The sequence below is a fragment of the Enterobacter sp. KB-221C9 genome (assembly GCF_041320715.1).
In the GTDB taxonomy this organism is placed as follows: domain Bacteria; phylum Pseudomonadota; class Gammaproteobacteria; order Enterobacterales; family Enterobacteriaceae; genus Enterobacter; species Enterobacter asburiae_D.
Genome location: NZ_JBGIWG010000001.1, coordinates 187,613 through 210,703 on the forward strand (window position 1 = coordinate 187,613; position 23,091 = coordinate 210,703).

Genomic DNA, 23,091 nt, shown 5'->3' on the forward strand with positions numbered 1-23,091 from the left:
CGATAACGAAGAGTAAAAGACGGAGTGGTGAATGAACAACATAAACGCCCTGCAGACCGCGCCAGACCTGCATGACAAAGATGAATCGATCTTTCAGGCGCTGATGACCGCGATTGTCGAACATCAGCTGCTGCCGGGCAGCAAACTGCCGGAAGAAGCGCTGGCCGAGGTGTTTGGCGTAAGCCGCACGGGCATTCGTAAGGTGCTGCAGCGACTCGCCGCTGTGCAAATGGTCACCTTAACGCCCAAGCGTGGTGCACACGTCGCCAGTCCGACGGTGGAAGAGGCGCGACACATCTTTCGCACCCGCGCCCTGCTGGAGGTCGCCAACCTGCCGGACGTGCTGGCCCACTGTCAGCCGCCGCACCTTGCCGCGCTGGAGGCCATCATTCGCCAGGAGCAGCAGGCGCACGAGGCGTACGACGGCCCGGCGGCGATCCGCCACTCCGCCAATTTTCACATTCAGCTGCAGGCCATCTCCGGCAACCAGGTGCTGACGGAGATGGTGACCGGCCTGAGCCAGCGCTCGTCTCTGGTGATTGCCACCTGGGGCGCGCCGTGGCGTCAGGGCTGTCGCTGCAACGATCACGAACAGCTTGTGGATCTGCTGCGCCAGAAGGCGCTTGAGCCATTAAGCGATGCCCTAATGCACCATTTTGAACATATCGTCGCCAGCCTCTGCTTCGAGCGGGCGGGCGAGTGCCTGCCTGATTTTGCCCGGCTGTTTGCCGGCCACAAGGAGTCGTAATGTCCTCTGTCCGTATACAAGTGATCAACCCCAACACCAGCCTCGCGATGACGGAAACCATCGGCGCGGCGGCCCGCGCGGTGGCGGCGCCGGGGACGGAGATCCTCGCGGTCTGCCCGAGCGCGGGCGTGCCGTCTATCGAGGGCCACTTTGATGAAGCCATCGCCGCCGTGGGGGTTCTCGAACAGATCAAAAAAGGCAGGGAGCAGGGCGTATCGGGTCATGTGATTGCCTGCTTTGGCGATCCGGGCCTGCTGGCGGCGCGCGAGCTGGCCCAGGGGCCGGTGGTGGGGATTGCGGAAGCCGCCATGCATATGGCGACGCTGGTGGCGACGCGCTTTTCGGTGGTGACCACGCTGCCGCGCACGCTGATCATTGCCCGGCATCTGCTGCACCAGTATGGCTTTCACGATCGCTGCGCGGCGCTGCACGCTATCGATCTCCCGGTGCTGGCGCTGGAAGACGGCAGCGGTCTGGCGCAGGAGAAGGTGCGCGCGCGCTGTATACAGGCGCTGAAAGAGGACGGCTGTGGCGCCATCGTGCTGGGCTGCGGCGGCATGGCGACGCTGGCGCAGGAGCTGACCCGCGAGCTGCGCGTGCCGGTCATCGACGGCGTCAGCGCGGCGGTGAAGATGGTGGAATCGCTGGTGGCGCTGGGGCTGTCGACCAGCAAGCACGGGGATCTGGCCTTCCCGGAGAAAAAAGCGTTAAGCGGACAGTTTCAGGCATTGAATCAATTTTGACGATGAGGGGAGACGTAATGGCGCTTTTTGAACAGGATTACCCGCGGGATCTGCGCGGCTACGCGGGCAACCCGCCGCACGCGCGGTGGCCAAATCAGGCGCGCGTTGCCGTGCAGTTTGTGCTCAATTATGAGGAAGGGGCGGAAAACCACGTTCTGCACGGCGATGCCGGTTCCGAGCAGTTCCTGTCGGACATCATCGGCGCGGCCAGCTACCCGGATAAACACATGTCGATGGACTCCCTCTACGAATATGGCAGCCGCGCCGGGTTCTGGCGGATCCACAATGAATTTCAAAAGCGCGGCCTGCCGCTGACGGTCTTTGGCGTGGCGATGGCGCTGGCGCGTCACCCGGAGATCGTCGAGGCAATCAGGGCGGCGGATTACGACGTGGTGAGCCACGGCTGGCGCTGGATCCACTATCAGCACATGGATATCCAACAGGAGCGCGAACACCTGCACAAGGCGGTGCAGGTGCTGACCGACCTGTTCGGCAAGCCGCCGACGGGCTGGTACACCGGGCGCGACAGCCCCAACACCCGCCAGCTGGTGGTGGAGCATGGCGGCTTCGACTACGACAGCGACTACTATGGCGACGACCTGCCCTTCTGGGCGGAAGTGGCCTGCAGCGACGGCACCCGTAAACCGCACCTGATTGTGCCCTATGCGCTGGATGCGAACGACATGCGCTTCGCGACCGCGCAGGGGTTTAACACCGCCGAGCAGTTTTATACGTATCTGAAGGACAGTTTTGACGTGCTGTACGAAGAGGGGGAAAGCGCGCCGAAGATGATGTCCATCGGCATGCACTGTCGCCTGCTGGGGCGGCCGGGGCGTTTTCGCGCGCTGCAGCGGTTCCTGGATTACGTGCAGCAGCATGAGCGGGTGTGGGTCTGTACCCGCCAGCAGATTGCCGACCACTGGCGGGAGGTGCATCCGTTTCAGAAGTAAGTGTGCCGTGTTTAGCCGGGTGGCGGCTGCGCCTTACCCGGCCTACAGGACCTCGTATTCCCGGTGGCGCTACACCATCAAACTCACCTGCGCCGCAACAATGCGCCACCCGCAGGCAAACCGCACCCACGTCTGCTGCTGGGGCGACCGGGGCGGCAGGTGTATCCGTTTCAGAAATAATTGTGCGATGTTTAGCCGGGTGGCGGCTGCGTCTTACCCGGCCTACAGGACCCACAGGGCATACGAGACATCGTAGGCCCGGTAAGCGCAGCGCCACCGGGCAGGTTTTTCAGCGTTACACCATCAAACTCACCTGCGCCGCCACGATGCGCCACCCGTAGGCAAACCGCACCCACATATGCTGCTGGGGCGACCGGGGCGACAGGTGCATCCGTTTCAGAAGTAAGTGTGCCGTATTTAGCCGGGTGGCGGCTGCGCCTTACCTGGCCTACAGGACCTACAGAGCATACGGGACATTGTAGGCCCGGTAAGCGCAGCGCCACCGGGCAGGTTTTTCAGCGTTACAGCATCAAACTCACCTGCGCCGCCACGATGCGCCACCCGCAGGCAAACCGCACCCACGTCTGCTGCTGGGGCGACCGGGGCGGCAGGTGCATCCGTTTCAGAAGCAAGTGTGCCGTATTTAGCCGGGTGGCGGCTGCGCCTTACCCGGCCTACAGGACCCACAGGGCATACGGGACATCGTAGGCCCGGTAAGCGCAGCGCCACCGGGCAGGTTTTTCAGCGCTACACCATCAAACTCACCTGCGCCGCTACGATGCGCCACCCGTAGGCAAACCGCACCCACGTCTGCTGCTGGCGGCCAATGCGTTCCGTGCCCTCCCGCGTAAACTCGGTGCTGCACACGGCATAATCCTCTCCGAAGGTGGTGATGACGGTATGCCGCAACGTCCGCTGTAACCCGGCGGACGGGCGCGCCGCGCGAAAGGCGCGGATTTCATCAATCCCGTACAGGTTTTCACCCGCCCCCAGACGCACCGTGTTTTTGTCGTGCCAGAACAGCTCGTCCAGCACCGCAACGTTGTTGCTGACCAGCGCGTCTTCATAGCGGTAAAACGCGGCGGTCACCTCGGCAACCACCCACGGCAGGTTAATGTCATCGTGATTCATCATGCGGCCACCTCCGCCGGGCGGGCATCGGTTATTCCACTCTCCTCCAGCACGCGCGCGACGCGCAGACACGCCTGCTCGTTAAACGGCGCGGCAATCAGCTGCAGGCCAATCGGCGCACCCTGGGCGGTGCGCAGCGGAACGGTGGTCACGGGCAGGCCCAAAAACGAAATCGGCTGGGTCAGCATCCCCATGCTGGCGCGGACGGGGAGCGGCTGGCCGTTAATCTCCATGGTCTGCTCACCCGCGAGCGTCGCGCTGCGCGGGGTTGCCGGGGCGATCAGCACGTCGGCCTGCGCGAACAGGGTTTTAAACGCCTGCCGGGCGTGCGCGCGAAACCGCTGGGCCTGAATATACCAGGCGGAGGGGATCATCGCCCCGGCCAGCAGGCGTTCGCGGGAATGCGGCTCAAAACGCTCGGGCTCGCGGCGAAGCGCGGGCAGGTACTGGTTTCCTCCTTCGGAGGCGCTGATGATAAACGCCGCGGAGCGCGCCAGCTCGGCGTCCGGAAACTGCAGCTCGTCCTGCACGTCGAGCGCCTTCGACACCCGCGCCACGGCATCTCTGGCATCCGCGTCGCACCAGGTGGTGAAGTAGCCGCCGAGCACCGCACAGCGTAACCCTTCCAGACCGCGATCGAGCAGGGGGCGCGTCTGCTCGCGCGAGCTCTCTGCCTGAAAACCGTCGCTGCCGTCCCGCCCCTGCAGCGCGTCGTATACGGACGCCAGGTCGCACACGCGGCGGGCAAAGGGGCCGATATGATCCAGGCTCGCGACAAACGGATGGCTGCCGGATCGAGACAGGCGGCCAAAGGTGGGCTTAAGGCCATAGATGCCGCACAGGGAGGCCGGAACGCGAATCGAGCCGTTGGTGTCGGTGCCGAGCGAAAAGTGCACCAGCCCGGCGGCCACGGCGGCGGCTGAACCGCCGGACGACCCGCCCGCAATGCGCGCCAGATCGTGCGGGTTACGCGTGGTGCCGTAGTGGCTATTTTCGGTTGTGAAGCCATAGGCGTAGGCGTCCATATTCACCATTCCGGTCAGCAGCCCGCCCGCGCTGCGCAGCTGGCGCACCGCGAAGCCGTCAGCGGCGGCTGCGGGCCGCTGGCTGAACAGCTCGGCCCCGGCAAGGGTGGTGTGGCCGGCAACGTCGAACAGGTTTTTTACCGCGTAGGGCACGCCCGCCAGCGGCGGCAGGGGGCGCTTCTCGCGGCGAAGGGTGTCAATGCTCTTGGCTTCGGCGAGCATGCGTTCTTCCGTCACGGCGGTCCAGGCGTTAATCTGCGGGTTCACGCGCGCAATCGCCTCCAGCGTCTGGCGGGCAATCTCGCTCGCGCTCAGCTCGCCTGCGCTCAGCGCATGCTGGATCGCGCTGATACTCATCTCGTGTAGCCTCATGCTTTATACACTCCTGCGATCTCCAGACGGTCGTCGAGCGGCAGCGCCATCAGCGGGGCTGCCAGGGTGGCAATGCGGCTGAACTGCAGATGCAGCTCGGCGCGGCGGGCATCGTCCAGCTCTACGCCGAGCACGGACTCCATTTGTGCAAGATACGCCTGCCAGTCGGGTTGTGGTGTCGTCATTGTTTTCTCCTCAGAATCCGGCGGCCGCGCCGTTGCTGCGCGGGTCAAATGCCCCTTCGAACAGCCCGTTGGGGTGGCGAACAATCGCGCCCGCGTGGCCCATCGCTTCACTGAAGTCAGGGAATATTTCAACCTCATGTCCGAGCGCCTGAAGCCGTGAGACCGTTTCAGCGCTAAAGCGTCCTTCCAGCTTTAACGTGTCCGAGGTTTGTCCCCAGGTGCGCCCCAGCAGCCAGCGCGGGCGGGAAATGCTCTCCTGTAAAGGCACGCCCTGAATCGCGTAGCGGGTAAAGATCGCGGCCTGGGTTTGCGGCTGGCCGTCGCCGCCCATGGAGCCATAGACCATCACGCGTCCGTCCTTAAGACGTGCCGCCGCCGGGTTCAGGGTGTGGAAAGGCTGTTTGCCCGGCGCGAGAGCCAGAAGATGAGCCGGATCGAGGCTGAACGATGCCCCCCGGTTCTGCCAGACGATGCCGGTGTCGGGCAGCACCACGCCGCTGCCGAACTCGTGATAGATACTCTGGATAAACGACACGGCGAGCCCGCTGTTGTCCATCACCCCCATCCACACCGTATCGCCGGGGCCTTTTCCGGTGCCCCACGGCGCGGCGCGGCCGTCGTCAACCCTGTCGGCAAGCGCCTGCAGAGCGGCGGGATCCAGCAGTTTCTGAATATCGGTTTTCAGTTCGCGCGGGTCGGTAATGTGGGCATCGCGCAGGCCAAAGGCTAGCTTGGTGGCTTCAACGATGCGGTGAAGGGTGTCGGCGTCGTCGGCCTCCGCCATGTTTAGCCGGTCGGTGATGCCGAGTATCGCCAGCGAGACCAGCCCCTGCGTCGGCGGGGCGTGGTTAAAGATCTCCCCCTGCTGATGCTGCAGCCTCAGCGGCGCGGTGCGCCGGGCAGCGTGCGCGCGTAAATCGGCCAGCGTCACGGGCAGGCCCAGCGTCTCCATGCCGTGCGCCAGCACGTCCGCCAGCGGGCCGCGGTAAAAGCTGTCCAGACCGTCTTCCGCCAGGCGCGTCAGGGTCGTGGCCATGGCGGGCTGGTAAAAGCGGCTCCCGACCTGCGGCGGCTTACCGTCCACCAGCCAGGTTTCCGCGAAACCGGGGATGTCTTTCAGCTCGTCGAATTTGCTGGCCGTGGCGTGGGCCTGTGAGGCCGTGACCGGCGTGCCGTTCTGCGCGTACTCAATGGCGTCGGCCAGCAGGCGAGCCAGCGGCAGCGCCTTGCCGGTCATCTCGCGCGAGACCTTCAGCGCCTCGTCCCAGCCGCTCACCGTGCCGGCGACGGTCAGCGCCGCGCGGGGGCCGCGATGGGGGATATGCACCAGACCGTCGTAGGCGGCGAGCGTTGCGCGCGATCCCGCCGCGCCGCTGGCGTCAATGGCGACAGGCTCGCCTTCCGGCGGCACGATAAGCCAGAAGCCGTCGCCGCCCAGCCCGTTCATGTGCGGATAAACCACTGCGATGGTGGCCGCCGCGGCGACCATCGCCTCTATGGCGGTGCCGCCTTCGCGCAGCACCGCCAGCGCGCTCTGGCTGGCAAGATGGTGGGGCGCAACGGCCATGCCGTGCGTGGAGACATTACTTTGCATGAAGAATCCTCGTAACCCTGAAAGTCACAAGGTGCTGCAAAAGCTGTTCCAGTTCTGAAAGAAAAGTTTCAGTAAACTGGCACGTATAATGAAAGGTAGAATGAAAGGCAAAATGTGATGAAACAAAAGTTACAGAGGCGCTATGGAACAACTGGACGAACGTCTGAAAGCACAGTACCCGTCGCTGTCGCCGCAGGAGCAGCGGGTGGCGGATTTTATTTTCGACCATTTTGACGATCTCATTAGCTACAACAGCGCCGAGCTGGCGCAGCTGAGCGGGGTGTCGAAAGCCACGGTCAGCCGTCTGTTTAAGCGTCTGGGCTATGAGAAATATAAGGACATGCGCGACGAGCTGCGCACCCTGCGCCAGAGCGGGATGCCGCTCACCGATAACCGCGACGCGGTGCAGGGCAATACGCTGCTGGCGCGCCACTATAAGCAGGAGATGGCGAACCTGACCCAATGGGTCAATGCCCTCGACGCGCAGCAGTTTGCCGACGCCATGGCCTGCATGGTGAAGGCGCGGCGCATCGTCATTATCGGCATGCGTAACGCCTATCCGGCGGCGCTGCACCTGCGCCAGCAGCTGCTGCAGGCGCGCGGTCAGGTGCTGGTCCTGCCGCAGCCCGGGCAGAGCCTGGGCGAAGAGCTGGTGGATTTAACGCCGGACGATCTGGTGGTCATGATGGCCTTTCGCCGCCGCCCGCGCATTATCCGCCCGCTGATGCAGCAGCTTCAGAGTAGCGGTATTCCGGTGCTGCTGATGTGCGAGCCGCAGGCGCACAGCCTGTTTCCGCTGGCGAGCTGGCAGCTCTGCGCCCCGCTGGACAGCGTCTCGGCCTATGACAGCTACTCCTCGGTCAACAGCCTGATTAACCTGCTGGCGAATGCCTTCCTGCATGAAATTCTCGACAAAGGCCGTCCGCGCATTCACGAGATTGCCTCCCTCTACCAGCAGCTGGACGAACTCGAACAGCGATAATGGGGCATCAGGCTGGTGCTTTGCATTAAAATGGTGCAATTTGACGGGGCAAAAATGGAGAGAATTTTCGCCCCGTCCGCGTTTTATCAGGCTTCACAACAATATCCCCCGTTTCGCCTTAACTGGCACATTAGTTGCAAAATCACATTCAAAGAATCTTTTGTTTCATGCTAACGTTACGGGGAAGCACCATGAAAAAATTGTTGATTGCACTGGCCGGGGCCGCATGTCTCTTCACACAGCTGCCGGCAAAGGCTGACCAGCTTCAGGATATCGAGAAGCGCGGCACTATCCGCATTGCCGTTCCGCAGGACTTCCCGCCGTTTGGCTCGGTGGGGACCGATCTGCAGCCGCAGGGCTATGACATCGACATGGCGCGCTATCTGGCCAAACAGATGAAGCTCAAGCTGCAGCTGGTGCCGGTGACCAGCGCCAACCGCGTGCCGTACCTGCAAACCGATAAGGTGGATCTGGTCATTTCCAGCCTCGGTAAAAACCCGGAGCGCGAGAAGGTGATCGACTTTAGCCGCGCCTACGCGCCGTTCTTCCTCGGCGTGTTTGGCCCGAAAGGGGCCGAGCTGAAGGACGCCGCCGCGCTGAGCGGAAAAACCATCGGCGTGACGCGCGGTGCGGTGGAGGACATGGTGCTGACCGGCCTGGCGCCGAAAGACGCGGACGTGAAGCGCTACGAAGATAACAACACCACGCTCTCCGCCTACCTCTCCGGACAGGTGCAGTACGTGGCAACCGGCAACCTCGTGGTGGCGGCCATTTCGCGCCAGAACGCGGATAAAGCCCCGGTGCCGAGCTTTATGCTGAAAGATTCGCCGTGCTTTATTGGCCTGAAGAAAAACGAACCGGCCCTGAAGGCAAAAGTGGATGCGCTGATTGAGCAGGGCATCAAGGACGGCACGCTGAACGGCCTGTCTGAGCAATGGCTGAAGGCCCCGCTGCCGGCAAACCTTGGCGCCTGAGCCGATGACTGAGCAACTTCATTTCTCCGCGCTCTGGCCGCACTGGCCGGAGCTGCTGGCGGGGCTGTGGGTCACCGTTCAGCTGACGGTGATGGCGACCGTCGGCGGGCTGGCGATAGGGATTTTCGGGGCGGCGATCCGCAGCGGACGCACCACCTGGTTCAGCCGGTTCTGGGGCGCGTACGTGGAAATCATCCGCAACACGCCGTTTGTCGTGCAGCTGTTTTTCATCGTCTTCGGCCTGCCGAATCTGGGGCTGAAGATGACGGCGGGGGAAGCGGCGCTGCTGGCCATGGTGGTGAACCTGGGCGCCTACAGCACCGAGATTATCCGCGCGGGCATTCAGGTCACGCCGAAAGGGCAGTGGGAAGCCGGACGCGTGCTGGGGCTGACCCGCCTGCAGACCTTTATTCGCGTGGTGCTGCCGCCCGCGCTGCAGCGCATTTATCCGGCGCTGGTGAGCCAGTGCATTATCGTGATGCTCGGCTCGTCGGTGGTGTCGCAGGTCTCGTATGAAGAGCTGACCTTCGCCGCCAACCTGATCCAGTCCAGAACGTTTCTGAGCTTTGAGGTCTATCTGGTGACAACCGGGATTTACTTAGCGCTGTCGATTACCCTGCGCCAGCTGATGATGGCGGCGGGACGGAAATGGCTGGGGGTGCAGGCATGATGACCACCTTTACCGACTGGGACATTATTCGCAACCTGCTGCTGGCCGGACGCTGGACGGTGCTGCTGTCGCTCGTGGCCTTCGTCGGCGGCGCGGTGGTGACGCTGCCGCTCCTGCTGCTCCGCCTGACGGGCGGGCGCACGGTGAAGCGCATTATTCGCGGCTATATTGAGCTTTTTCAGGGCACGCCGCTGCTGATGCAGCTGTTTCTGGCCTTCTTCGGCGTGGCGCTGTTCGGCATCGACGTCTCGCCGTGGACCGCCGCGTCGCTGGCGTTAACCTTCTACACCAGCGCGTTTCTGCTCGACATCTGGTTTGGCAGTATTCGCGCCTTGCCAAAAGGGCAGTGGGAAGCGTCGCGCTGCTTGGGGCTGACCTTTGGCCAGACCCTGTTTCGCGTGGTCGCCCCGCAGGCGCTGCGCATCGGCATCGCCCCGACGGTCGGCTTTGCCGTGCAGGTGATCAAGGGCACCGCGCTGGCGTCGATTATCGGCTTTATCGAGCTGACCAAGGCCGGGACCATGCTGACCAACGTGACGTATCAGCCGTTTAAGGTCTTTGCGCTGGTGGCGCTGGGCTACTTTATTCTGTGTTATCCGCTGTCCCGCTACAGCCGCTATCTGGAGACGAAATTCAATGCCTCTCATCACCATTAATCAGGTGCAGAAGTATTACGGCGATAACCACGTGCTCAAGGGCGTCGATCTGGATATCGACATGGGCCAGGTGATCTCCATTATCGGGCGCAGCGGATCGGGCAAAAGCACGCTGCTGCGCTGCATCAACGGGCTGGAAGGGTATCAGGACGGCAGCATCAAGCTGGGCGGCATGACCATTACCGACCGGGATTCTCAGGCGCGTGAAATTAGCCGCTCGGTCGGCATGGTGTTCCAGAGCTTCAACCTGTTTCCGCACATGACGGCGCTGGAAAACGTGATGCTCGCCCCGCGTCGGGTGCTGAAGAAAAGCGCCGCCGAATGCCGGGCGCTGGCGCAGCAGATGCTGGAGAAAGTGGGCTTAGGCGATCGTCTGGATTACTACCCGTCGAGTCTCTCCGGCGGCCAGCAGCAGCGCGTGGCGATTGCCCGGGCGCTGGCCATGTCGCCTAAAGTTTTACTCTGTGACGAGATCACCTCCGCGCTCGACCCGGAGCTGGTGGGCGAAGTGCTCAAGGTGCTGGAGCAGCTGGCGGCCGAGGGGATGACGCTCATACTGGTTACCCATGAAATGAATTTTGCCCGCGAAGTGGGCGACCGCGTGGTGTTTATGCACCAGGGGAAAGTCTGGGAGCAGGGCGACAGCAAAACGCTGTTCGCCAACCCGCAGACCACGGAACTGAAGCAGTTCATCTCCTCCGTGCGCGGCCTCAACTGATAAGGACTTAACAATGGATATCGCACGCTTTCCGCAAATCAATCCGCCGCAGCGCCTGCTGATGGGGCCGGGCCCGATCAACGCCGACCCGCGCGTGCTGCGCGCCATGTCGAGCCAGCTGATCGGCCAGTACGACCCGGCCATGACCCACTACATGAACGAGGTGATGGCGCTCTATCGCGGGGTGTTCCGCACCGAGAACCGCTGGACGATGCTGGTGGACGGTACCTCCCGCGCGGGAATTGAAGCCATTCTGGTCTCCGCCATTCGCCCGGGGGATAAGGTGCTGGTGCCGGTCTTTGGCCGCTTTGGTCATCTGCTGTGCGAAATTGCCCGCCGCTGCCGCGCGGAGGTGCATACCATTGAGGTGCCGTGGGGCGAGGTGTTTACCCCGGACCAGGTCGAGGATGCGATTAAGCGTATTCGCCCGCGCCTGCTGCTGACCGTGCAGGGCGACACCTCCACCACCATGCTGCAGCCGCTCGCCGAGCTTGGTGCCATCTGCCGCCGCTACGACGTGCTGTTTTACACCGACGCCACCGCGTCGCTCGGCGGCAACGCGCTGGAGACCGACGCCTGGGGGCTGGATGCCGTCTCGGCCGGGATGCAGAAGTGCCTCGGCGGCCCGTCAGGCACGTCGCCGATCACCCTGAGCGCGCGCATGGAGGAGGCGATCCGCCGCCGCAAATGTATTGAGGAGGGCATTCGCACCGATGCCCACCGCGACGGCGACGAGGAGATGATCTACTCCAACTATTTCGATCTCGGCATGGTGATGGACTACTGGGGGCCGGAGCGGCTGAACCACCACACCGAAGCCACGACCGCGCTGTTTGGCGCCCGCGAGTGCGCGCGGCTGATCCTGCAGGAAGGGCTGGATAACGGCATCGCGCGTCACAAGCTGCACGGTGATGCGCTGCTGAAGGGCATTCAGGCGATGGGGCTGGAGACCTTCGGCGACCTGAAGCACAAGATGAACAACGTGCTGGGCGTGGTTATCCCGCAGGGCGTCAACGGCGACCAGGTGCGTAAGCTGATGCTGGAGGATTTCGGGATTGAAATCGGCACCTCGTTTGGCCCGCTGCACGGCAAGGTGTGGCGGATTGGCACCATGGGCTACAACGCGCGCAAAGACTGCGTGATGACCACCCTGAGCGCGCTGGAGTCGGTGCTGAACTACCTGAAATTCACCACCACGCAGGGAGCCGCCATGCAGGCCGCGTGGGACCACTATCGTCGCGAGACGCCGCAATGAGCCCGGCGGCACAACGGGTGATGGCGCGCGCCGACGCGCTGGCCGCCATCAGCGAAACCCCGGATGCACTGACAAGGGTCTATCTCTCCACCCAGCATCTGCAGGCCAACCAGCTGGTCGGAGAGTGGATGCGCCAGGCGGGAATGACCGTCTGGCAGGACAGCGTGGGCAATATCTGCGGACGCTATGAGGGCGCGCAGGAAGGGGCGCAGGCGGTGCTGCTCGGCTCGCATCTGGATACCGTGCGCAACGCCGGGCGCTACGACGGCATGCTCGGGGTGCTCACCGCCATTGAGGTGGTGGACAGCCTGCACCAGCAGGGGCTGCATCTGGCGCAGGCCATCGAGATTGTCGGGTTTGGCGACGAAGAGGGGACCCGTTTTGGGATCACCCTGCTAGGCAGCCGGGGCATAACGGGCACTTGGCCGCAGGGCTGGCTGGAGACCTGCGATGCCCAGGGCATCAGCGTGGCGCAGGCGATGGTGCAGGCGGGGCTCGATCCCGCCCGCGTGGCGCTCGCGGCACGCCATCCGGACGATTTCAGCGCCTGTCTGGAGCTGCACATCGAACAGGGGCCGTGTCTGGAGCAGGAAGGTCTGGCGCTGGGCGTGGTGGAAGCCATTAACGGCGCGCGCCGCCTCAGCTGCCGCTTCACCGGGGAGGCCGGACACGCGGGAACCGTGCCGATGAATCACCGTAAGGATGCCCTGGCCGCCGCCGCCGAATGGATGGTGCTGATCGAAAACACCACCCGACAGCAGGGCGGTAATCGGGTGGCGACGGTCGGGGAGCTGCGCTGCCTGCCCGGCGCGGTCAACGTGATCCCGGGCGAGGTTACGCTCTCGCTGGATATTCGCGGCCCGCAGGATGCCCCGCTTGACGCGCTACTCGCGGAACTGCTGGCGCAGGCGCAAACCATTGCCGCTCGTCGCGGGCTGAGCTTCAGCGCCGAGGAGTTTTACCGTATCGCCGCCACGCCGTGCGATGCGCGTTTGCAGGATCTGCTGGGGCAGGCCGTTGAATCGGTGCAGGGGCGCTCATTATCGCTGCCGAGCGGTGCCGGGCATGACACCATCGCGCTGGCAGAACGCTGGCCGGTCGGGATGCTGTTTGTGCGCTGCAAAGGGGGCGTCAGCCACCATCCGGCAGAATCGGTGATGGCTGAGGACGTTGCCCTGGCGATTGAGGCGTTTGGGCGGGCGGTGAGAAAGCTTGGTGCGGTCTGAATATTGCCCGGCGGCGCTACGCTTGCACGGGCCTACGGGATAGGTAGGCCGGGTAAGCGCAGCGCCACCCGGCAGGGAACCGCGTTACTCCAGCCCCAGCGTGTACTGGGCAATTTTGAAGTAGATAATCAGCCCGGTCCCGTCGATCAGCGTGGCGATAAACGGCGCGGACACCACGGCAGGGTCGATCCGGCAACGTTTGAGCACCATCGGAATGACGGACGACACAATCGCACTCCACAGCGTAATGCACACCAGCGTCAGGCTGACGATAAGCGTAATTTCCAGCCCAATCCCCATCATCCAGGCGCGGATACACCCGGCGATACCGAGCGTGGCGGCAATCATCAGCGAGGTGGTCATCTCCTTGCGTAGCACGCGCCCGACGTCACGAAGGTGGACTTCCCCGAGCGCCATCGCGCGCACCAGCGTGGAGGTGATCTGCGTCCCGCTGTTGCCGCCCGTGCCGATCAGCAGCGGAATAAAGAACGCCAGCGCGATGGCGGACTCCAGCGCCTCTTCAAAATGCTGGATCACCGAGCTGGTGTAGGCCTCCGCGACAAACAGCAGCAGCAGCCAGACGGAGCGTTTCTTCCACAGGCTGTACGGGCTGGTGTCCAGATAGGGTTTCTCCAGCGGCAGCGTCGCCCCCTGAAGCTGAGCATCTTCGGTGACGTCATCTTCCAGCAGATGGGCGATTTCGCGCTCGGTCAGGCAGCCGACGAGCTTGCCGTGGGTGACCACGGGCACCACGTCCGCGCCGCCGTGCGCCAGCAGTCCGGCAACGTCGGCACGCTCATCCTCCGGTTTGATCTGCAAAAACTGCGAAATCATCAGCGATTTCACCGGCTGTACCGTATCGGCGGTCTGCAGCAGTTTACGCACGGCAATCATGCCCGCCAGGCGACCATTGTCTTCAATAAAAATATGAGACGGAATATCGTCGTCTTTTAATTTTTCGAAGAATTTCTCGCGCGCCAGCGCCACGCATAATGAAATATCGAGGACGATAAAATCGGTATTCATATATTGCGCGATCGCGCTGTCGTTGAATGCCAGGTTTTGGTTGTGAATAGCGTAAGACATAGTGAATTCCCTTTGAATAATAACATCTCTCAGGGGCGAGCAAGACAGGGCATGTCGAAGAGGAGATCCCCACGTCCTGGGTTCAGCACTGTACACCGTATCCCGTGAGGGAAGTTATACTGACAAAGCCTTGATTCGACAGTGCCTGTTTTACCCTGTGCCGGTTCTCTCGAACCCACCAGAGCGATAACGTGTATTTGTACAGGAGCCTCGCCATAACGAGATCGTTGTAAAACGAGAGGGATAATACGCTTATTTAATTTTAGCGCTCAGGAAATTAATTAATGTTTAAGAACGGTTTAGGAGAATATTATTAATAAAGCGTTGAAGGTTTATTTAAGATAATTCATTTCTAATGGAGGATTAAATAATCAACGGAGGAGAGGAAAATGGCGTGGTTTGATAATCTGCTGAATCATTTTGCGCTGTATCCGGCACATCTTTTCGCACTGTTATTTATGATGGCGCTGAGTAAATCGACGGTGCTGATCTCCTCCGTGCTGCCGCCCGCCTCGGTGATGCTGCTCGCGGGGATTACCGTCAGCCAGGCGACCATGCATCCTGTGCTGGCGTGGCTCGCCGTGGTGTTGGGAGCAGCGGCGGGTTCGGTGCTGAACTACCATATCGGCCAGCTGATGGGGCACACCCGGCTGGTCACGCGTTTCACCACAAAGCATGCCGATAAGTTCTTGCGGGTACAGCATCAGCTGCAAAAGAACGGGGTCATCGTGCTGTTTACGTCGCGTTTTCTGGCGGTGTTGCGTTACATCGTCCCGCTGGCGGCGGGGATGCTCAGGCTGAATGCGGTCAAGGTCTACGCCGTCGGCCTGCTTTCCGCCTGCGTATGGGCGGCGCTGTATGTCGGCATCGTCACCGGCATCAGCGCCTTTTGAGTTATAAACTCCCCATTCCGCCGTCGACCAGCAGCTCCGTTCCCACCGTGTAGCTCGACTCGTCGGACGCCAGATAGAGCGCGGCTTTTGCCAGCTCCGTCGTCGAGCCCATTCTGCCCAGCGGCACCAGCTTAATGACCTCTGCCATCATTGCGTTAAGCGCCTCGTCGCTTAGGCCCGTCTTCGTAAACGCCGGGGTTTCCACCGGGCCGGGGCTCAGGCCGTTGACGCGGATCCCGCGCGGCAGCAGCTCCGCCGACAGCGTGCGCGCCAGCGACAGCAGTGCGGCCTTGCTGGCGGCATACGCGCTGCTGGTGGGCAGGCCGATGCGCGCGCTTACGGAGCCGCAGAGGATGACCGACGACGGGTTATTCAGCAGCGGCAGCAGCGCCTGAATTAAAAAGAACGGTCCCTTCAGGTTGATGCCCATCAGGCGGTCCCAGGCCTCCTCCTGCCAGGCTTCCAGCGGCGCGTGCGTGACGTCGCCCGCGTTGAGAAATACCGCGTCCAGGCGTGGCCAGCGGGCGGCGAGGGTTTCCACCAGCGCTTTTTGCGACGTGATATCGCCCGCATCGGTCGGGATTACCCAGGCCTTATCGCCCAGAATACGTTCTGCCTCGGCGAGCGTTTCCGGGTTGCGTCCGGTTACGGCGACGCGCGCGCCTTCGGCGATAAACGCCTGCGCGGTGGCGAGGCCGATGCCGCTGGTGCCGCCGGTAATCAGCGTATATTTATCTGTTAAACGACCCATGTTCTTCTCCTGAAATGTCTCTGGAGAAAGCACTATAGAAACGTTAGTATCGAAAGGAAACCAGGTACCAAATGGATACTAACGAGGCAAGAGGTGTGCTATGGCAGAAAGGCTGGAGGCGTGCTGCGAAAAAAAATCTGAGGCGTATACCTGCCCGATGACGCAGTTTGTCAACCTGATATCCGGTAAGTGGGCGATCCCCATTCTCTACCGCCTGATTGTGTTCAACACGCCCGTACGCTTTGGCGATCTGCTGCGGGCCGCTGCTCCCATCACGCAGAAAGAGCTGACGAAGCAGCTGCGCCTGTTTGAGCAGCGCGGGCTAGTGACGCGGACGGTCTACCCGGAGATCCCGCCGCGCGTGGAGTATCAAATTACCGCGCTCGGGTTAACCCTGCAAAATGCGCTCTCGCCGCTGGCCGCCTGGATGAGCGAGTACGGCGACCAGCTTGAGCGTTAGGCTACTGTTTTACGTAGCGCGGTGCCGGAATGCCGGTGCGCGCGCTGTTGAACAGCTCAAGGCGCGCCGCTTCGTAGCGCTCCCACAGGCCTGCGTCATGCATCGGCGGGATGGTGATCGGTTCACCCTGATCCAGACCCGCCAGCGACGCATCCACCATATCGTCGGTGGTCATCACCGATCCTTCCGGCAGATCGTTCACCGTGACGCCCGAATGGCTCCAGATTTCCGTCGCCGTGGCGGCGGGCAGTACGGCCTGAATGCGCACATTGCTGTCGGCAAACTCTTCCTGTAACCCACGGGTAAAGCTCAGTACCCACGCCTTGGTGGCGCTGTAGAGGGCGCTACCGGCGCGGACGTGCAGCGCTAACACCGAGGCGATATTGATCAGCGTGCCGCGATTGTTCTGCGCCAGGCGCGGCAGGATGGCGTAGGTCAGACGCATCAGCGCCGTGGTGTTCAGGGTGTTAATGGCCTGATGCTGCGCTACCTCGCCCGCGAGGAACGGTGCCATCTGCGCGGTGCCCGCGTTGTTAATGAGCGTATCTATCGCGGTATTGCTGCGCAGTTCCTCCTCCACGGCGCGGATCCCGGTCTCGTCGGTAAGATCGGCCACCAGAATATCGACGGCCACGCCATAGCGCGCGCGCAGGTCGGCAGCGAGGGTCTTCAGGCGATCCTCGCGGCGGGCAACCAGCACCAGGCTAGCGCCGCGCGCGGCAAGACGGTCGGCATAGACGGCACCGATCCCGGAAGAGGCGCCCGTAATCAGGGCGGTGGTGATTTGCGTAGTCATCGTGTGTTACCTCAAGGCAAAGTGGGTTGTTTGGTTTCAAGATGAAACTGAATTAACTCTCTGCTATTTGGTTTTATAATGCAACCATTCTGGCGATCATTTTGTGCTTTTGCCGTCGGGAACGATCAGGAGGGGAGTTTAGCCACGATCTCTTCAGGCGTCAGTTCGCGCCCATCGTCGGCGATAAGCGCCAGCTTGCGCAGGGGTTTGCGCTGTTCAGAATCGACCAGCACGGTGCCGCATTCGTTTTCAGCAAACAAAAATTCATTGCCCCACTGGGACAATGCAACCAGCACCGTTTGCAGGGCGCGCCCTTTCTCGGTCAGGACATACTCCTGCCAGGCGCTGCCGTCGGACGCGGGCTGGAGCCGGAGGATCCCTTCATCAACCAGCAGTTTTAGCCGCGTGGTCAGCATGTTTTTCGCGATGCCGAGGCTTTTCTGGAACTCGCCGAAGCGTTTAATCCCGCGCAGCGCGTCGCGCACGATCAGCAGCGACCACCAGTCGCCGATGATATCCAGCGAACGGGCGACGGGGCAGGTGCTCTCTTCGAGGCGGGTACGTTTCACGGTCAATTCTCCGGTAGGGTGTGGTTTTATTATAAAACTAATTTGCGCGCGTCGTAAGCAGGTTAATCATCAGTTTGAGAAATGCTTCCCGGAAAACTGTCACGAATCTGTCACACTGAACGCGACATTTTAAAACGAGTGAGGAATTAGGGATGAGAAAAGCACTACTCGCGCTGGCAGTCGCCGGTTCCATTTCAGCAACGTTTGGCGTGCAGGCGCAAGAGACGCCGGAAGGGTATCAGCTGGAGCAAGTTTTAATCATGAGTCGCCATAACCTGCGCGCGCCGCTCGCCAATAACGGCAGCGTGCTGGAGCAGTCCACGCCGAAGCAGTGGCCGGAGTGGGAGGTGCCGGGCGGTCAGCTCACTACCAAGGGGGGCGTGCTGGAAGTCTATATGGGCCATTACATGCGCGAGTGGCTGGCGCAGCAGGGGATGGTGAAGACGGGAGAGTGTCCAGCGGCGGATAGCGTTTATGCTTATGCCAACAGCCTGCAGCGCACCGTCGCCACCGCACAGTTCTTTATCACCGGCGCGTTCCCGGGCTGCGACGTCCCCGTGCACCATCAGGAAAAAATGGGCACCATGGACCCGACCTTCAATCCGGTGATTACCGATAACTCGCCGGAATTCCGCGAAAAAGCGCTGAAGGCGATGGAGTCCGAGCGGCAGAAAATGCAGCTCGCGGAAAGCTATAAGCTGCTGGAGCAGCTGACGAACTACGCTGATTCCCCGTCCTGCAAAGAGAAAAAGGTCTGCTCGCTGGCAGACGCGAAAGATACCTTCAGCGCCGACTATGAAAAAGAGCCTGGCGTATCCGGGCCGCTGAAGGTGGGTAACTCGCTGGTGGACGCGTTTACGCTGCAGTATTACGAAGGCTTCCCGGCCGACCAGGTGGCCTGGGGCGAAATCAAAACCGACCAGCAGTGGCGCGTGCTGTCGAAGCTGAAGAACGGCTATCAGGACTCGCTGTTTACCTCTACCGAGGTGGCGCAAAACGTGGCGAAGCCGCTGGTGAAATATATCGATAAAACGCTGGTCGCCGAGCAGGCGAAAGCGCCGAAAATCACCCTGCTGGTGGGGCATGACTCGAACATTGCTTCCCTGCTGACTGCCCTGGATTTCAAACCGTACCAGCTGCACGACCAGCAGGAACGTACCCCGATTGGCGGCAAAATTGTCTTCCAGCGCTGGCATGACAAAAATGCCAACCAGGAGCTGATGAAAATTGAGTATGTCTACCAGAGCGCAGAGCAGCTGCGTAACGCCAGCGTGCTGTCGCTGCAGTCGCCCGCGCAGCGCGTGACGCTGGAGCTGAAAGGCTGCCCGGTGGATGCGAACGGCTTCTGTCCTGTCGATAAATTCAATGCGGTCATGAATAACGCGGCGAAGTAAAGGAGAACCCCCCGCTGCGGCGGGGGGAAACGCTTAGACGTTTTTACGTTCGATGGTTTGCTCGCCCCAGAAGAGCGAGTCTTTATCCGTTTTTTCGAAGGCGCGCACCAGCACCTCATCGTTACCTTCCTCCCAAATCTGCTCGGCCAGCTTCTCGTCGTACTTCGCGACTTCAAAGATAGCTTCAGCAATCTCCGGAGAGGTGTTGCGTAAACTTGCCCATTCGCCCACGTGGTGAGCTTTGGATTCTTGAGTTGGCATGCTTGTCCTCCTGTTGGGTGTTAGCCGTTCAGTTTTTTGGCCAGACCCGCGACGTATTCACCCTGATAGCGGGCGATAGCCAGTTCTTCATTGCTTGGCTGACGTGAGCCATCCCCACCGGCAATGGTGGTTGCGCCGTACGGCGTACCGCCGCGCACCTGGGAAACGTCAAACAGCTCCTGCGCGCCGTAGCCAATCGGCACAATCACCATCCCGTGATGAGCAAGGGTAGTCCAGGTTGAGGTAATCGTCTGCTCCTGACCGCCGCCGGTGCCGGTTGAGCTGAATACGCTGGCGAGCTTGCCGTAGAGCGCCCCGGATGCCCAAAGTCCGCCGGTTTGATCGAGGAAGGTGCGCATCTGGCCCGACATATTGCCGAAGCGGGTCGGGGTGCCGAAGATAATGGCATCATAATCCGCCAGCTCCTGCGGGGTAGCGACCGGGGCGTTTTGGGTTTTGCCCCCGGCTTTCAGGAAGGCTTCCGCGTGCATGGTTTCCGGTACGCGCTTCACCACAACCTCAACGCCATCAACCCTGTTTGCACCTTCTGCTACCGCGTGAGCCATGGTTTCAATGTGTCCATACATGGAATAATAGAGCACCAGAACTTTTGCCATTTTGCATCACTCCTCGTTGGTTTTTCTGACAGCGGATCGCTGCGTTCTTTTAAAGATATGCCATCACAGCCAGACTGCAAAAATGAACGGCATTTCTTTGATTTATAACAATATGGTTACAAAAAGGCGTTGTAGCAAAATGATACAACTTTTACACGGCGGATTTTTGAAATGATAAGAAAGGCTTATGCATCCCCGTCGCGTCATCTCACCTGAAAGGCTGAGTTCATGTTGCAGGATATTACCTGCGGCTTGCCGGATAGCGGCATTCCACTAAGCTTAGTTTCACGCGGCACAGATAAAGGCACTGTCCTTGTGTTGCGAGGTGAAAGAATCCTCTTTTACTGAATGCAATATGATGTCTAATGTTTCACATTCTGGAGGTTAGAGATGGCAAACCATCGTGGTGGTTCAGGTAATTTCGCAGAAGACCGTGAAAGAGCATCAGAAGCAGGCCGTAAAGGTGGCCAGCACAGCGGGGGCAACTTCAAGAATGACCCGCAACGCGCATCTGAAGCTGGCAAGAAAGGGGGCAAAAACAGCCACGGCAGCAGCAGTAAGTAACACGCCGGGTTGAACCCTGCCGCCGGGATCTCCCGGCGGTTTTTTTATTTCTGCAACATTGAACTGTAACCAAAGGCAACGCACACTAGAGCATTGATCTTAATTGCGAGTGCCGCATGTCTCTCTCACGCTTCAAATTCTCCGTAAAACCGCAGGAAGCCATCCTCATTCTCATCACCATGTTCTGGGGCGGGACGTTCCTGGCCGTTCAGTACGCGGTGACCCTCAGCGATCCATTCTTCTTTGTCGGCCTGCGCTTCGCGACGGCGGCGATTGCCGTAGGGCTGATTTCGCTTAAAACGCTGCGGGGGCTGACGCTTACAGAGCTTAAGGCCGGCGTGGCGATTGGTGTGGCGATAGCGATGGGCTACAGCCTGCAGACGTGGGGATTACAAACTATCCCCAGCAGTAAATCCGCGTTTATTACCGCCATGTACGTGCCGCTGGTGCCGCTATTGCAGTGGCTCTGTCTGGGGAGGATGCCCGGTCTGATGTCCTGCATCGGCATTGTGCTGGCCTTTATTGGCCTGATCCTGCTGGCCGGGCCGGAAAATAACCTGCTGGCGCTGGGGCCGGGCGAAATCATCACCCTGATTGGGGCGATTGCCATTGCGGCGGAAATCATTCTGATTAGCGCCTGGGCGGGCAAGGTGGACGTCAAGCGGGTGACGGTGGTGCAGCTTGCCACCGCGTCGCTGGTGGCGTTTGCGACGATGGTGCCGGCAGGCGAGTCCGTGCCGCCGATGTCCACCGGTCTGGTGGTGGTCGCGCTGGGGCTCGGTATCTTCAGCGCCATTATTCAGGTCACCATGAACTGGGCGCAGCGCAGCGTATCGCCAACTCGCGCGACGGTGATTTATACCGGTGAACCGGTCTGGGCGGGCATTTTCGGGCGACTGGCCGGGGAACGTCTGCCGCTGCTGGCCCTGGTGGGTGCGGCATTTATTATCGCCGGTGTGCTGGTGAGCGAGTTAAAGCTCAAAAAACGACGCAAGGCGATTGCCGTGGTGAACGCTGAACAAGGGGCAGATAGCTAACAACGCGCACGCTGCCCGTTTTGCCCGGCGGCGCTACATGCCAGTTGTAGGCCGGGTAAGCGTAGCGTCACCCGGCAAGAAAGTAGCACTCATTTCAGGTGGAGGGGGTGATGGCTTCCGCCTGCGCTTCATCCCCTTTCCGGCGGCTCAGCAGGGCGTTAAGCAGGATAGCGCCGAAGGTCGCCGTACCAATCCCGCCAATCGTAAACCCGCCCAGCGTCAGGGCAAAATCCCCCGCGCCCAGCACCAGCGTGACCGCCACCATAATCAGGTTGCCGTTCTGGCTGAGATCGACCCGATGCTGCACCCAGATGCGCGCCCCGGCCACGGCGATCAGCCCAAATACCACAATTGATGCCCCACCGATGACCGGTGACGGAATGGTGTGGATCAGCGCGCCGAACTTCGGCGAGAAGCCGAGCAGCATCGCCATCACCGCCGCCGCCACGAAGACCAGCGTCGAGTAGACCTTGGTCACCGCCATCACGCCGATGTTTTCGGCATAGGTGGTAACGCCGCTGCCGCCCACGGAGCCGGAGAGCATGGTCGCCAGCCCGTCACCGACGAACGCGCGGCCCATGTACGGATCCATGCTGCGCCCGGTCATTCCGGCGACCGCTTTCAGGTGGCCCAGGTTCTCCGCCACCAGGATAACGGCGACAGGTGCGATAAGCATCATCGCCTGGGTGTTGAATGTGGGGGAGGTGATCTTCGGCAGGCCGAACCAGGCGGCCTGATGAAGCAGCGTAAAATCAACCGGCTTGCCCAGACCGAAAACGTTCGCCAGCAGGGCATAAACCAGACAGGCGACAATCAGCCCGACCAGGATCAGCAGCCGCTGGACCATGCCCCGCGTGAACACCGCCACCAGGCCGATGCACAGCACGGTGATCACCGCCATCCAGCTTTCAAACGGCGAGGCGGAGACGCTCCTGACCGCAATCGGGGCGAGGTTCAGACCAATCGCCATCACCACGGCGCCCGTCACGACCGGGGGCATCATTCGCTCTATCCAGCGCGTACCGATTTTCATCACCACCAGACCAATCAGGGTGTACACCAGACCGCAGGCGATGATGCCGCCGAGGGCCACGCTCAGGTTGGGGTTGATCCCCTGGCCGTTAAACCCGGTGGTGGCGATGACCACTCCGACAAAGGCGGCGCTGGATCCGAGATAGCTGGGCACGCGCCCGCCGGTGACGAAAAAGAACAGCAGCGTGCCGATACCCGACATCAGAATGGAGAGGTTGGGATCGAGTCCCATCAGCATTGGCATCAGCACCGTGGCGCCAAACATGGCGACCGCGTGCTGGACGCCCATCACCATCGTCTGCCCGAGCGGAAGGCGTTCATCCGGCGCGACCACGCCTGCGTCTGTGGAGGTCGATTTCAACTGCCAGTGGGGAAATCCGAACATGGTCTGTCTCCTTAGAG

General features: G+C 61.4%; 25 protein-coding genes, 4 pseudogenes and 1 riboswitch. Of the genes and pseudogenes, 15 read left to right on the forward strand and 14 right to left on the reverse strand.

All coding sequences use genetic code 11. The annotated features are described in order from the left end of the window. Nucleotides 1-31 precede the first annotated feature (31 nt). From AB8846_RS00835 to puuE, 3 genes and pseudogenes are all read left to right on the forward strand, one after another. Nucleotides 32-748, forward strand: a complete 717-nt coding sequence (locus AB8846_RS00835; RefSeq protein WP_157188900.1) for a GntR family transcriptional regulator — start codon at nt 32-34, stop codon at nt 746-748. Continuing rightward, nucleotides 748-1,624: pseudogene (gene hpxA / locus AB8846_RS00840) on the forward strand (allantoin racemase). The gene AB8846_RS00835 and the pseudogene hpxA overlap by 1 nt, the downstream one beginning before the upstream one ends. Further along, nucleotides 1,542-2,441: an allantoinase PuuE gene (gene puuE, locus AB8846_RS00845; protein ID WP_370731903.1), complete on the forward strand. Its 900-nt coding sequence runs from the start codon at nt 1,542-1,544 to the stop codon at nt 2,439-2,441. The pseudogene hpxA and the gene puuE overlap by 83 nt, the downstream one beginning before the upstream one ends. Nucleotides 2,442-2,510: 69 nt before the next feature. Here puuE and AB8846_RS00850 read toward each other — a convergent pair. From AB8846_RS00850 to hpxW, 7 genes and pseudogenes are all read right to left on the reverse strand, one after another. Then, nucleotides 2,511-2,582, reverse strand: a pseudogene (locus AB8846_RS00850) (AtzH-like domain-containing protein); the annotation flags it as partial. A 154-nt stretch (nt 2,583-2,736) separates the two neighbouring features. Then, nucleotides 2,737-2,847, reverse strand: a pseudogene (locus tag AB8846_RS00855) (AtzH-like domain-containing protein); the annotation flags it as partial. A 115-nt stretch (nt 2,848-2,962) separates the two neighbouring features. Further along, nucleotides 2,963-3,093: pseudogene (locus AB8846_RS00860) on the reverse strand (AtzH-like domain-containing protein); the annotation flags it as partial. A gap of 95 nt (nt 3,094-3,188) precedes the next feature. Continuing rightward, nucleotides 3,189-3,575 (reverse strand): oxalurate catabolism protein HpxZ, encoded by a 387-nt coding sequence (gene hpxZ, locus AB8846_RS00865; RefSeq protein WP_063143946.1) that lies wholly within the window; start codon nt 3,573-3,575, stop codon nt 3,189-3,191. Next, nucleotides 3,572-4,969: an AtzE family amidohydrolase gene (locus AB8846_RS00870; protein ID WP_370731797.1), complete on the reverse strand. Its 1,398-nt coding sequence runs from the start codon at nt 4,967-4,969 to the stop codon at nt 3,572-3,574. Before AB8846_RS00870 ends, hpxZ begins: the two co-directional genes overlap by 4 nt. After that, nucleotides 4,966-5,154 carry an oxalurate catabolism protein HpxX gene (hpxX, locus tag AB8846_RS00875; protein WP_063143944.1) on the reverse strand — a complete coding sequence of 63 codons (189 nt, stop codon included), beginning with the start codon at nt 5,152-5,154 and terminating at the stop codon, nt 4,966-4,968. Before hpxX ends, AB8846_RS00870 begins: the two co-directional genes overlap by 4 nt. A gap of 10 nt (nt 5,155-5,164) precedes the next feature. Continuing rightward, a complete protein-coding gene (gene hpxW / locus AB8846_RS00880; RefSeq protein ID WP_370731798.1) occupies nt 5,165-6,748 on the reverse strand; it encodes an oxamate amidohydrolase in 1,584 nt (527 codons plus the stop codon). A gap of 142 nt (nt 6,749-6,890) precedes the next feature. Between hpxW and hpxU the strand changes: the two genes are divergently transcribed. The 7 genes from hpxU to hpxK all read left to right on the forward strand — a co-directional run bounded on the left by hpxU (nt 6,891) and on the right by hpxK (nt 13,229). Further along, nucleotides 6,891-7,730, forward strand: a complete 840-nt coding sequence (gene hpxU / locus AB8846_RS00885; RefSeq protein ID WP_023311063.1) for a MurR/RpiR family transcriptional regulator HpxU — start codon at nt 6,891-6,893, stop codon at nt 7,728-7,730. A 191-nt stretch (nt 7,731-7,921) separates the two neighbouring features. Next, nucleotides 7,922-8,704 (forward strand): transporter substrate-binding domain-containing protein, encoded by a 783-nt coding sequence (locus AB8846_RS00890; protein WP_023311064.1) that lies wholly within the window; start codon nt 7,922-7,924, stop codon nt 8,702-8,704. A gap of 4 nt (nt 8,705-8,708) precedes the next feature. Then, entirely contained in the window at nt 8,709-9,374 is a 666-nt protein-coding gene (locus tag AB8846_RS00895; protein ID WP_370731799.1) for an amino acid ABC transporter permease, read from the forward strand. After that, entirely contained in the window at nt 9,374-10,030 is a 657-nt protein-coding gene (locus tag AB8846_RS00900; protein WP_049008460.1) for an amino acid ABC transporter permease, read from the forward strand. Before AB8846_RS00895 ends, AB8846_RS00900 begins: the two co-directional genes overlap by 1 nt. Next, a complete protein-coding gene (locus AB8846_RS00905) occupies nt 10,011-10,748 on the forward strand; it encodes an amino acid ABC transporter ATP-binding protein (RefSeq protein WP_023327069.1) in 738 nt (245 codons plus the stop codon). Before AB8846_RS00900 ends, AB8846_RS00905 begins: the two co-directional genes overlap by 20 nt. A gap of 13 nt (nt 10,749-10,761) precedes the next feature. Continuing rightward, the gene (locus tag AB8846_RS00910; protein ID WP_370731800.1) at nt 10,762-12,003 is read left to right on the forward strand and encodes an alanine--glyoxylate aminotransferase family protein; all 1,242 of its coding nucleotides are present in this window, start codon (nt 10,762-10,764) and stop codon (nt 12,001-12,003) included. Then, complete coding sequence (gene hpxK, locus AB8846_RS00915) at nt 12,000-13,229, forward strand: allantoate amidohydrolase (protein ID WP_370731801.1); 1,230 nt, start codon at nt 12,000-12,002, stop codon at nt 13,227-13,229. Before AB8846_RS00910 ends, hpxK begins: the two co-directional genes overlap by 4 nt. 84 nt (nt 13,230-13,313) lie before the next feature. Here hpxK and AB8846_RS00920 read toward each other — a convergent pair whose 3' ends face one another. Further along, nucleotides 13,314-14,315 carry a magnesium transporter gene (locus AB8846_RS00920; RefSeq protein ID WP_370731802.1) on the reverse strand — a complete coding sequence of 334 codons (1,002 nt, stop codon included), beginning with the start codon at nt 14,313-14,315 and terminating at the stop codon, nt 13,314-13,316. Between the two features lie 60 nt (nt 14,316-14,375). Beyond that, nucleotides 14,376-14,545, reverse strand: a riboswitch (M-box (ykoK) riboswitch). A 159-nt stretch (nt 14,546-14,704) separates the two neighbouring features. Between AB8846_RS00920 and AB8846_RS00925 the strand changes: the two genes are divergently transcribed. Continuing rightward, on the forward strand, nt 14,705-15,208 hold the full coding sequence (locus AB8846_RS00925) for a DedA family protein (protein ID WP_370731803.1): 504 nt from the start codon (nt 14,705-14,707) through the stop codon (nt 15,206-15,208). Between the two features lies 1 nt (nt 15,209). Here the strand turns inward: AB8846_RS00925 and AB8846_RS00930 are convergent, their stop codons facing one another. Next, the gene (locus tag AB8846_RS00930) at nt 15,210-15,959 is read right to left on the reverse strand and encodes an SDR family oxidoreductase (RefSeq protein WP_370731804.1); all 750 of its coding nucleotides are present in this window, start codon (nt 15,957-15,959) and stop codon (nt 15,210-15,212) included. Between the two features lie 100 nt (nt 15,960-16,059). Between AB8846_RS00930 and AB8846_RS00935 the strand changes: the two genes are divergently transcribed. Next, nucleotides 16,060-16,419 (forward strand): helix-turn-helix domain-containing protein, encoded by a 360-nt coding sequence (locus tag AB8846_RS00935; RefSeq protein WP_063143935.1) that lies wholly within the window; start codon nt 16,060-16,062, stop codon nt 16,417-16,419. A gap of 1 nt (nt 16,420) precedes the next feature. Here the strand turns inward: AB8846_RS00935 and AB8846_RS00940 are convergent, their stop codons facing one another. Continuing rightward, nucleotides 16,421-17,215, reverse strand: a complete 795-nt coding sequence (locus AB8846_RS00940; protein WP_370731805.1) for an SDR family NAD(P)-dependent oxidoreductase — start codon at nt 17,213-17,215, stop codon at nt 16,421-16,423. 125 nt (nt 17,216-17,340) lie between these two features. Then, entirely contained in the window at nt 17,341-17,784 is a 444-nt protein-coding gene (locus tag AB8846_RS00945; protein ID WP_032648983.1) for a helix-turn-helix domain-containing protein, read from the reverse strand. A gap of 152 nt (nt 17,785-17,936) precedes the next feature. Between AB8846_RS00945 and agp the strand changes: the two genes are divergently transcribed. Further along, on the forward strand, nt 17,937-19,178 hold the full coding sequence (gene agp, locus AB8846_RS00950) for a bifunctional glucose-1-phosphatase/inositol phosphatase (RefSeq protein WP_370731806.1): 1,242 nt from the start codon (nt 17,937-17,939) through the stop codon (nt 19,176-19,178). A 33-nt stretch (nt 19,179-19,211) separates the two neighbouring features. Here agp and AB8846_RS00955 read toward each other — a convergent pair whose 3' ends face one another. After that, complete coding sequence (locus tag AB8846_RS00955) at nt 19,212-19,439, reverse strand: YccJ family protein (RefSeq protein WP_008499832.1); 228 nt, start codon at nt 19,437-19,439, stop codon at nt 19,212-19,214. Nucleotides 19,440-19,459: 20 nt separating this feature from the next. Beyond that, nucleotides 19,460-20,056 (reverse strand): NAD(P)H:quinone oxidoreductase, encoded by a 597-nt coding sequence (wrbA, locus tag AB8846_RS00960; protein ID WP_370731807.1) that lies wholly within the window; start codon nt 20,054-20,056, stop codon nt 19,460-19,462. 390 nt (nt 20,057-20,446) lie between these two features. Between wrbA and AB8846_RS00965 the strand changes: the two genes are divergently transcribed. Together AB8846_RS00965 and AB8846_RS00970 are read left to right on the forward strand one after the other, a co-directional pair. Then, nucleotides 20,447-20,620 carry a general stress protein gene (locus AB8846_RS00965; protein ID WP_024909630.1) on the forward strand — a complete coding sequence of 58 codons (174 nt, stop codon included), beginning with the start codon at nt 20,447-20,449 and terminating at the stop codon, nt 20,618-20,620. Between the two features lie 116 nt (nt 20,621-20,736). Further along, on the forward strand, nt 20,737-21,657 hold the full coding sequence (locus tag AB8846_RS00970; RefSeq protein ID WP_370731808.1) for a DMT family transporter: 921 nt from the start codon (nt 20,737-20,739) through the stop codon (nt 21,655-21,657). A gap of 94 nt (nt 21,658-21,751) precedes the next feature. Here AB8846_RS00970 and rutG read toward each other — a convergent pair whose 3' ends face one another. Beyond that, nucleotides 21,752-23,074: a pyrimidine utilization transport protein G gene (gene rutG / locus AB8846_RS00975; protein WP_331412687.1), complete on the reverse strand. Its 1,323-nt coding sequence runs from the start codon at nt 23,072-23,074 to the stop codon at nt 21,752-21,754. Between the last annotated feature and the right edge of the window lie 17 nt (nt 23,075-23,091).

Coding starts and splice junctions, on each gene's coding strand:
- AB8846_RS00835 (WP_157188900.1), top strand. CDS start 32: ATGAACAACATAAACGCCCTGCAGACCGCGCCAGACCTGCATGACAAA.
- hpxZ (WP_063143946.1), bottom strand. CDS start 3,575: ATGATGAATCACGATGACATTAACCTGCCGTGGGTGGTTGCCGAGGTG.
- AB8846_RS00870 (WP_370731797.1), bottom strand. CDS start 4,969: ATGAGGCTACACGAGATGAGTATCAGCGCGATCCAGCATGCGCTGAGC.
- hpxX (WP_063143944.1), bottom strand. CDS start 5,154: ATGACGACACCACAACCCGACTGGCAGGCGTATCTTGCACAAATGGAG.
- hpxW (WP_370731798.1), bottom strand. CDS start 6,748: ATGCAAAGTAATGTCTCCACGCACGGCATGGCCGTTGCGCCCCACCAT.
- hpxU (WP_023311063.1), top strand. CDS start 6,891: ATGGAACAACTGGACGAACGTCTGAAAGCACAGTACCCGTCGCTGTCG.
- AB8846_RS00890 (WP_023311064.1), top strand. CDS start 7,922: ATGAAAAAATTGTTGATTGCACTGGCCGGGGCCGCATGTCTCTTCACA.
- AB8846_RS00895 (WP_370731799.1), top strand. CDS start 8,709: ATGACTGAGCAACTTCATTTCTCCGCGCTCTGGCCGCACTGGCCGGAG.
- AB8846_RS00900 (WP_049008460.1), top strand. CDS start 9,374: ATGACCACCTTTACCGACTGGGACATTATTCGCAACCTGCTGCTGGCC.
- AB8846_RS00905 (WP_023327069.1), top strand. CDS start 10,011: ATGCCTCTCATCACCATTAATCAGGTGCAGAAGTATTACGGCGATAAC.
- AB8846_RS00910 (WP_370731800.1), top strand. CDS start 10,762: ATGGATATCGCACGCTTTCCGCAAATCAATCCGCCGCAGCGCCTGCTG.
- hpxK (WP_370731801.1), top strand. CDS start 12,000: ATGAGCCCGGCGGCACAACGGGTGATGGCGCGCGCCGACGCGCTGGCC.
- AB8846_RS00920 (WP_370731802.1), bottom strand. CDS start 14,315: ATGTCTTACGCTATTCACAACCAAAACCTGGCATTCAACGACAGCGCG.
- AB8846_RS00925 (WP_370731803.1), top strand. CDS start 14,705: ATGGCGTGGTTTGATAATCTGCTGAATCATTTTGCGCTGTATCCGGCA.
- AB8846_RS00930 (WP_370731804.1), bottom strand. CDS start 15,959: ATGGGTCGTTTAACAGATAAATATACGCTGATTACCGGCGGCACCAGC.
- AB8846_RS00935 (WP_063143935.1), top strand. CDS start 16,060: ATGGCAGAAAGGCTGGAGGCGTGCTGCGAAAAAAAATCTGAGGCGTAT.
- AB8846_RS00940 (WP_370731805.1), bottom strand. CDS start 17,215: ATGACTACGCAAATCACCACCGCCCTGATTACGGGCGCCTCTTCCGGG.
- agp (WP_370731806.1), top strand. CDS start 17,937: ATGAGAAAAGCACTACTCGCGCTGGCAGTCGCCGGTTCCATTTCAGCA.
- AB8846_RS00955 (WP_008499832.1), bottom strand. CDS start 19,439: ATGCCAACTCAAGAATCCAAAGCTCACCACGTGGGCGAATGGGCAAGT.
- wrbA (WP_370731807.1), bottom strand. CDS start 20,056: ATGGCAAAAGTTCTGGTGCTCTATTATTCCATGTATGGACACATTGAA.
- AB8846_RS00965 (WP_024909630.1), top strand. CDS start 20,447: ATGGCAAACCATCGTGGTGGTTCAGGTAATTTCGCAGAAGACCGTGAA.
- AB8846_RS00970 (WP_370731808.1), top strand. CDS start 20,737: ATGTCTCTCTCACGCTTCAAATTCTCCGTAAAACCGCAGGAAGCCATC.
- rutG (WP_331412687.1), bottom strand. CDS start 23,074: ATGTTCGGATTTCCCCACTGGCAGTTGAAATCGACCTCCACAGACGCA.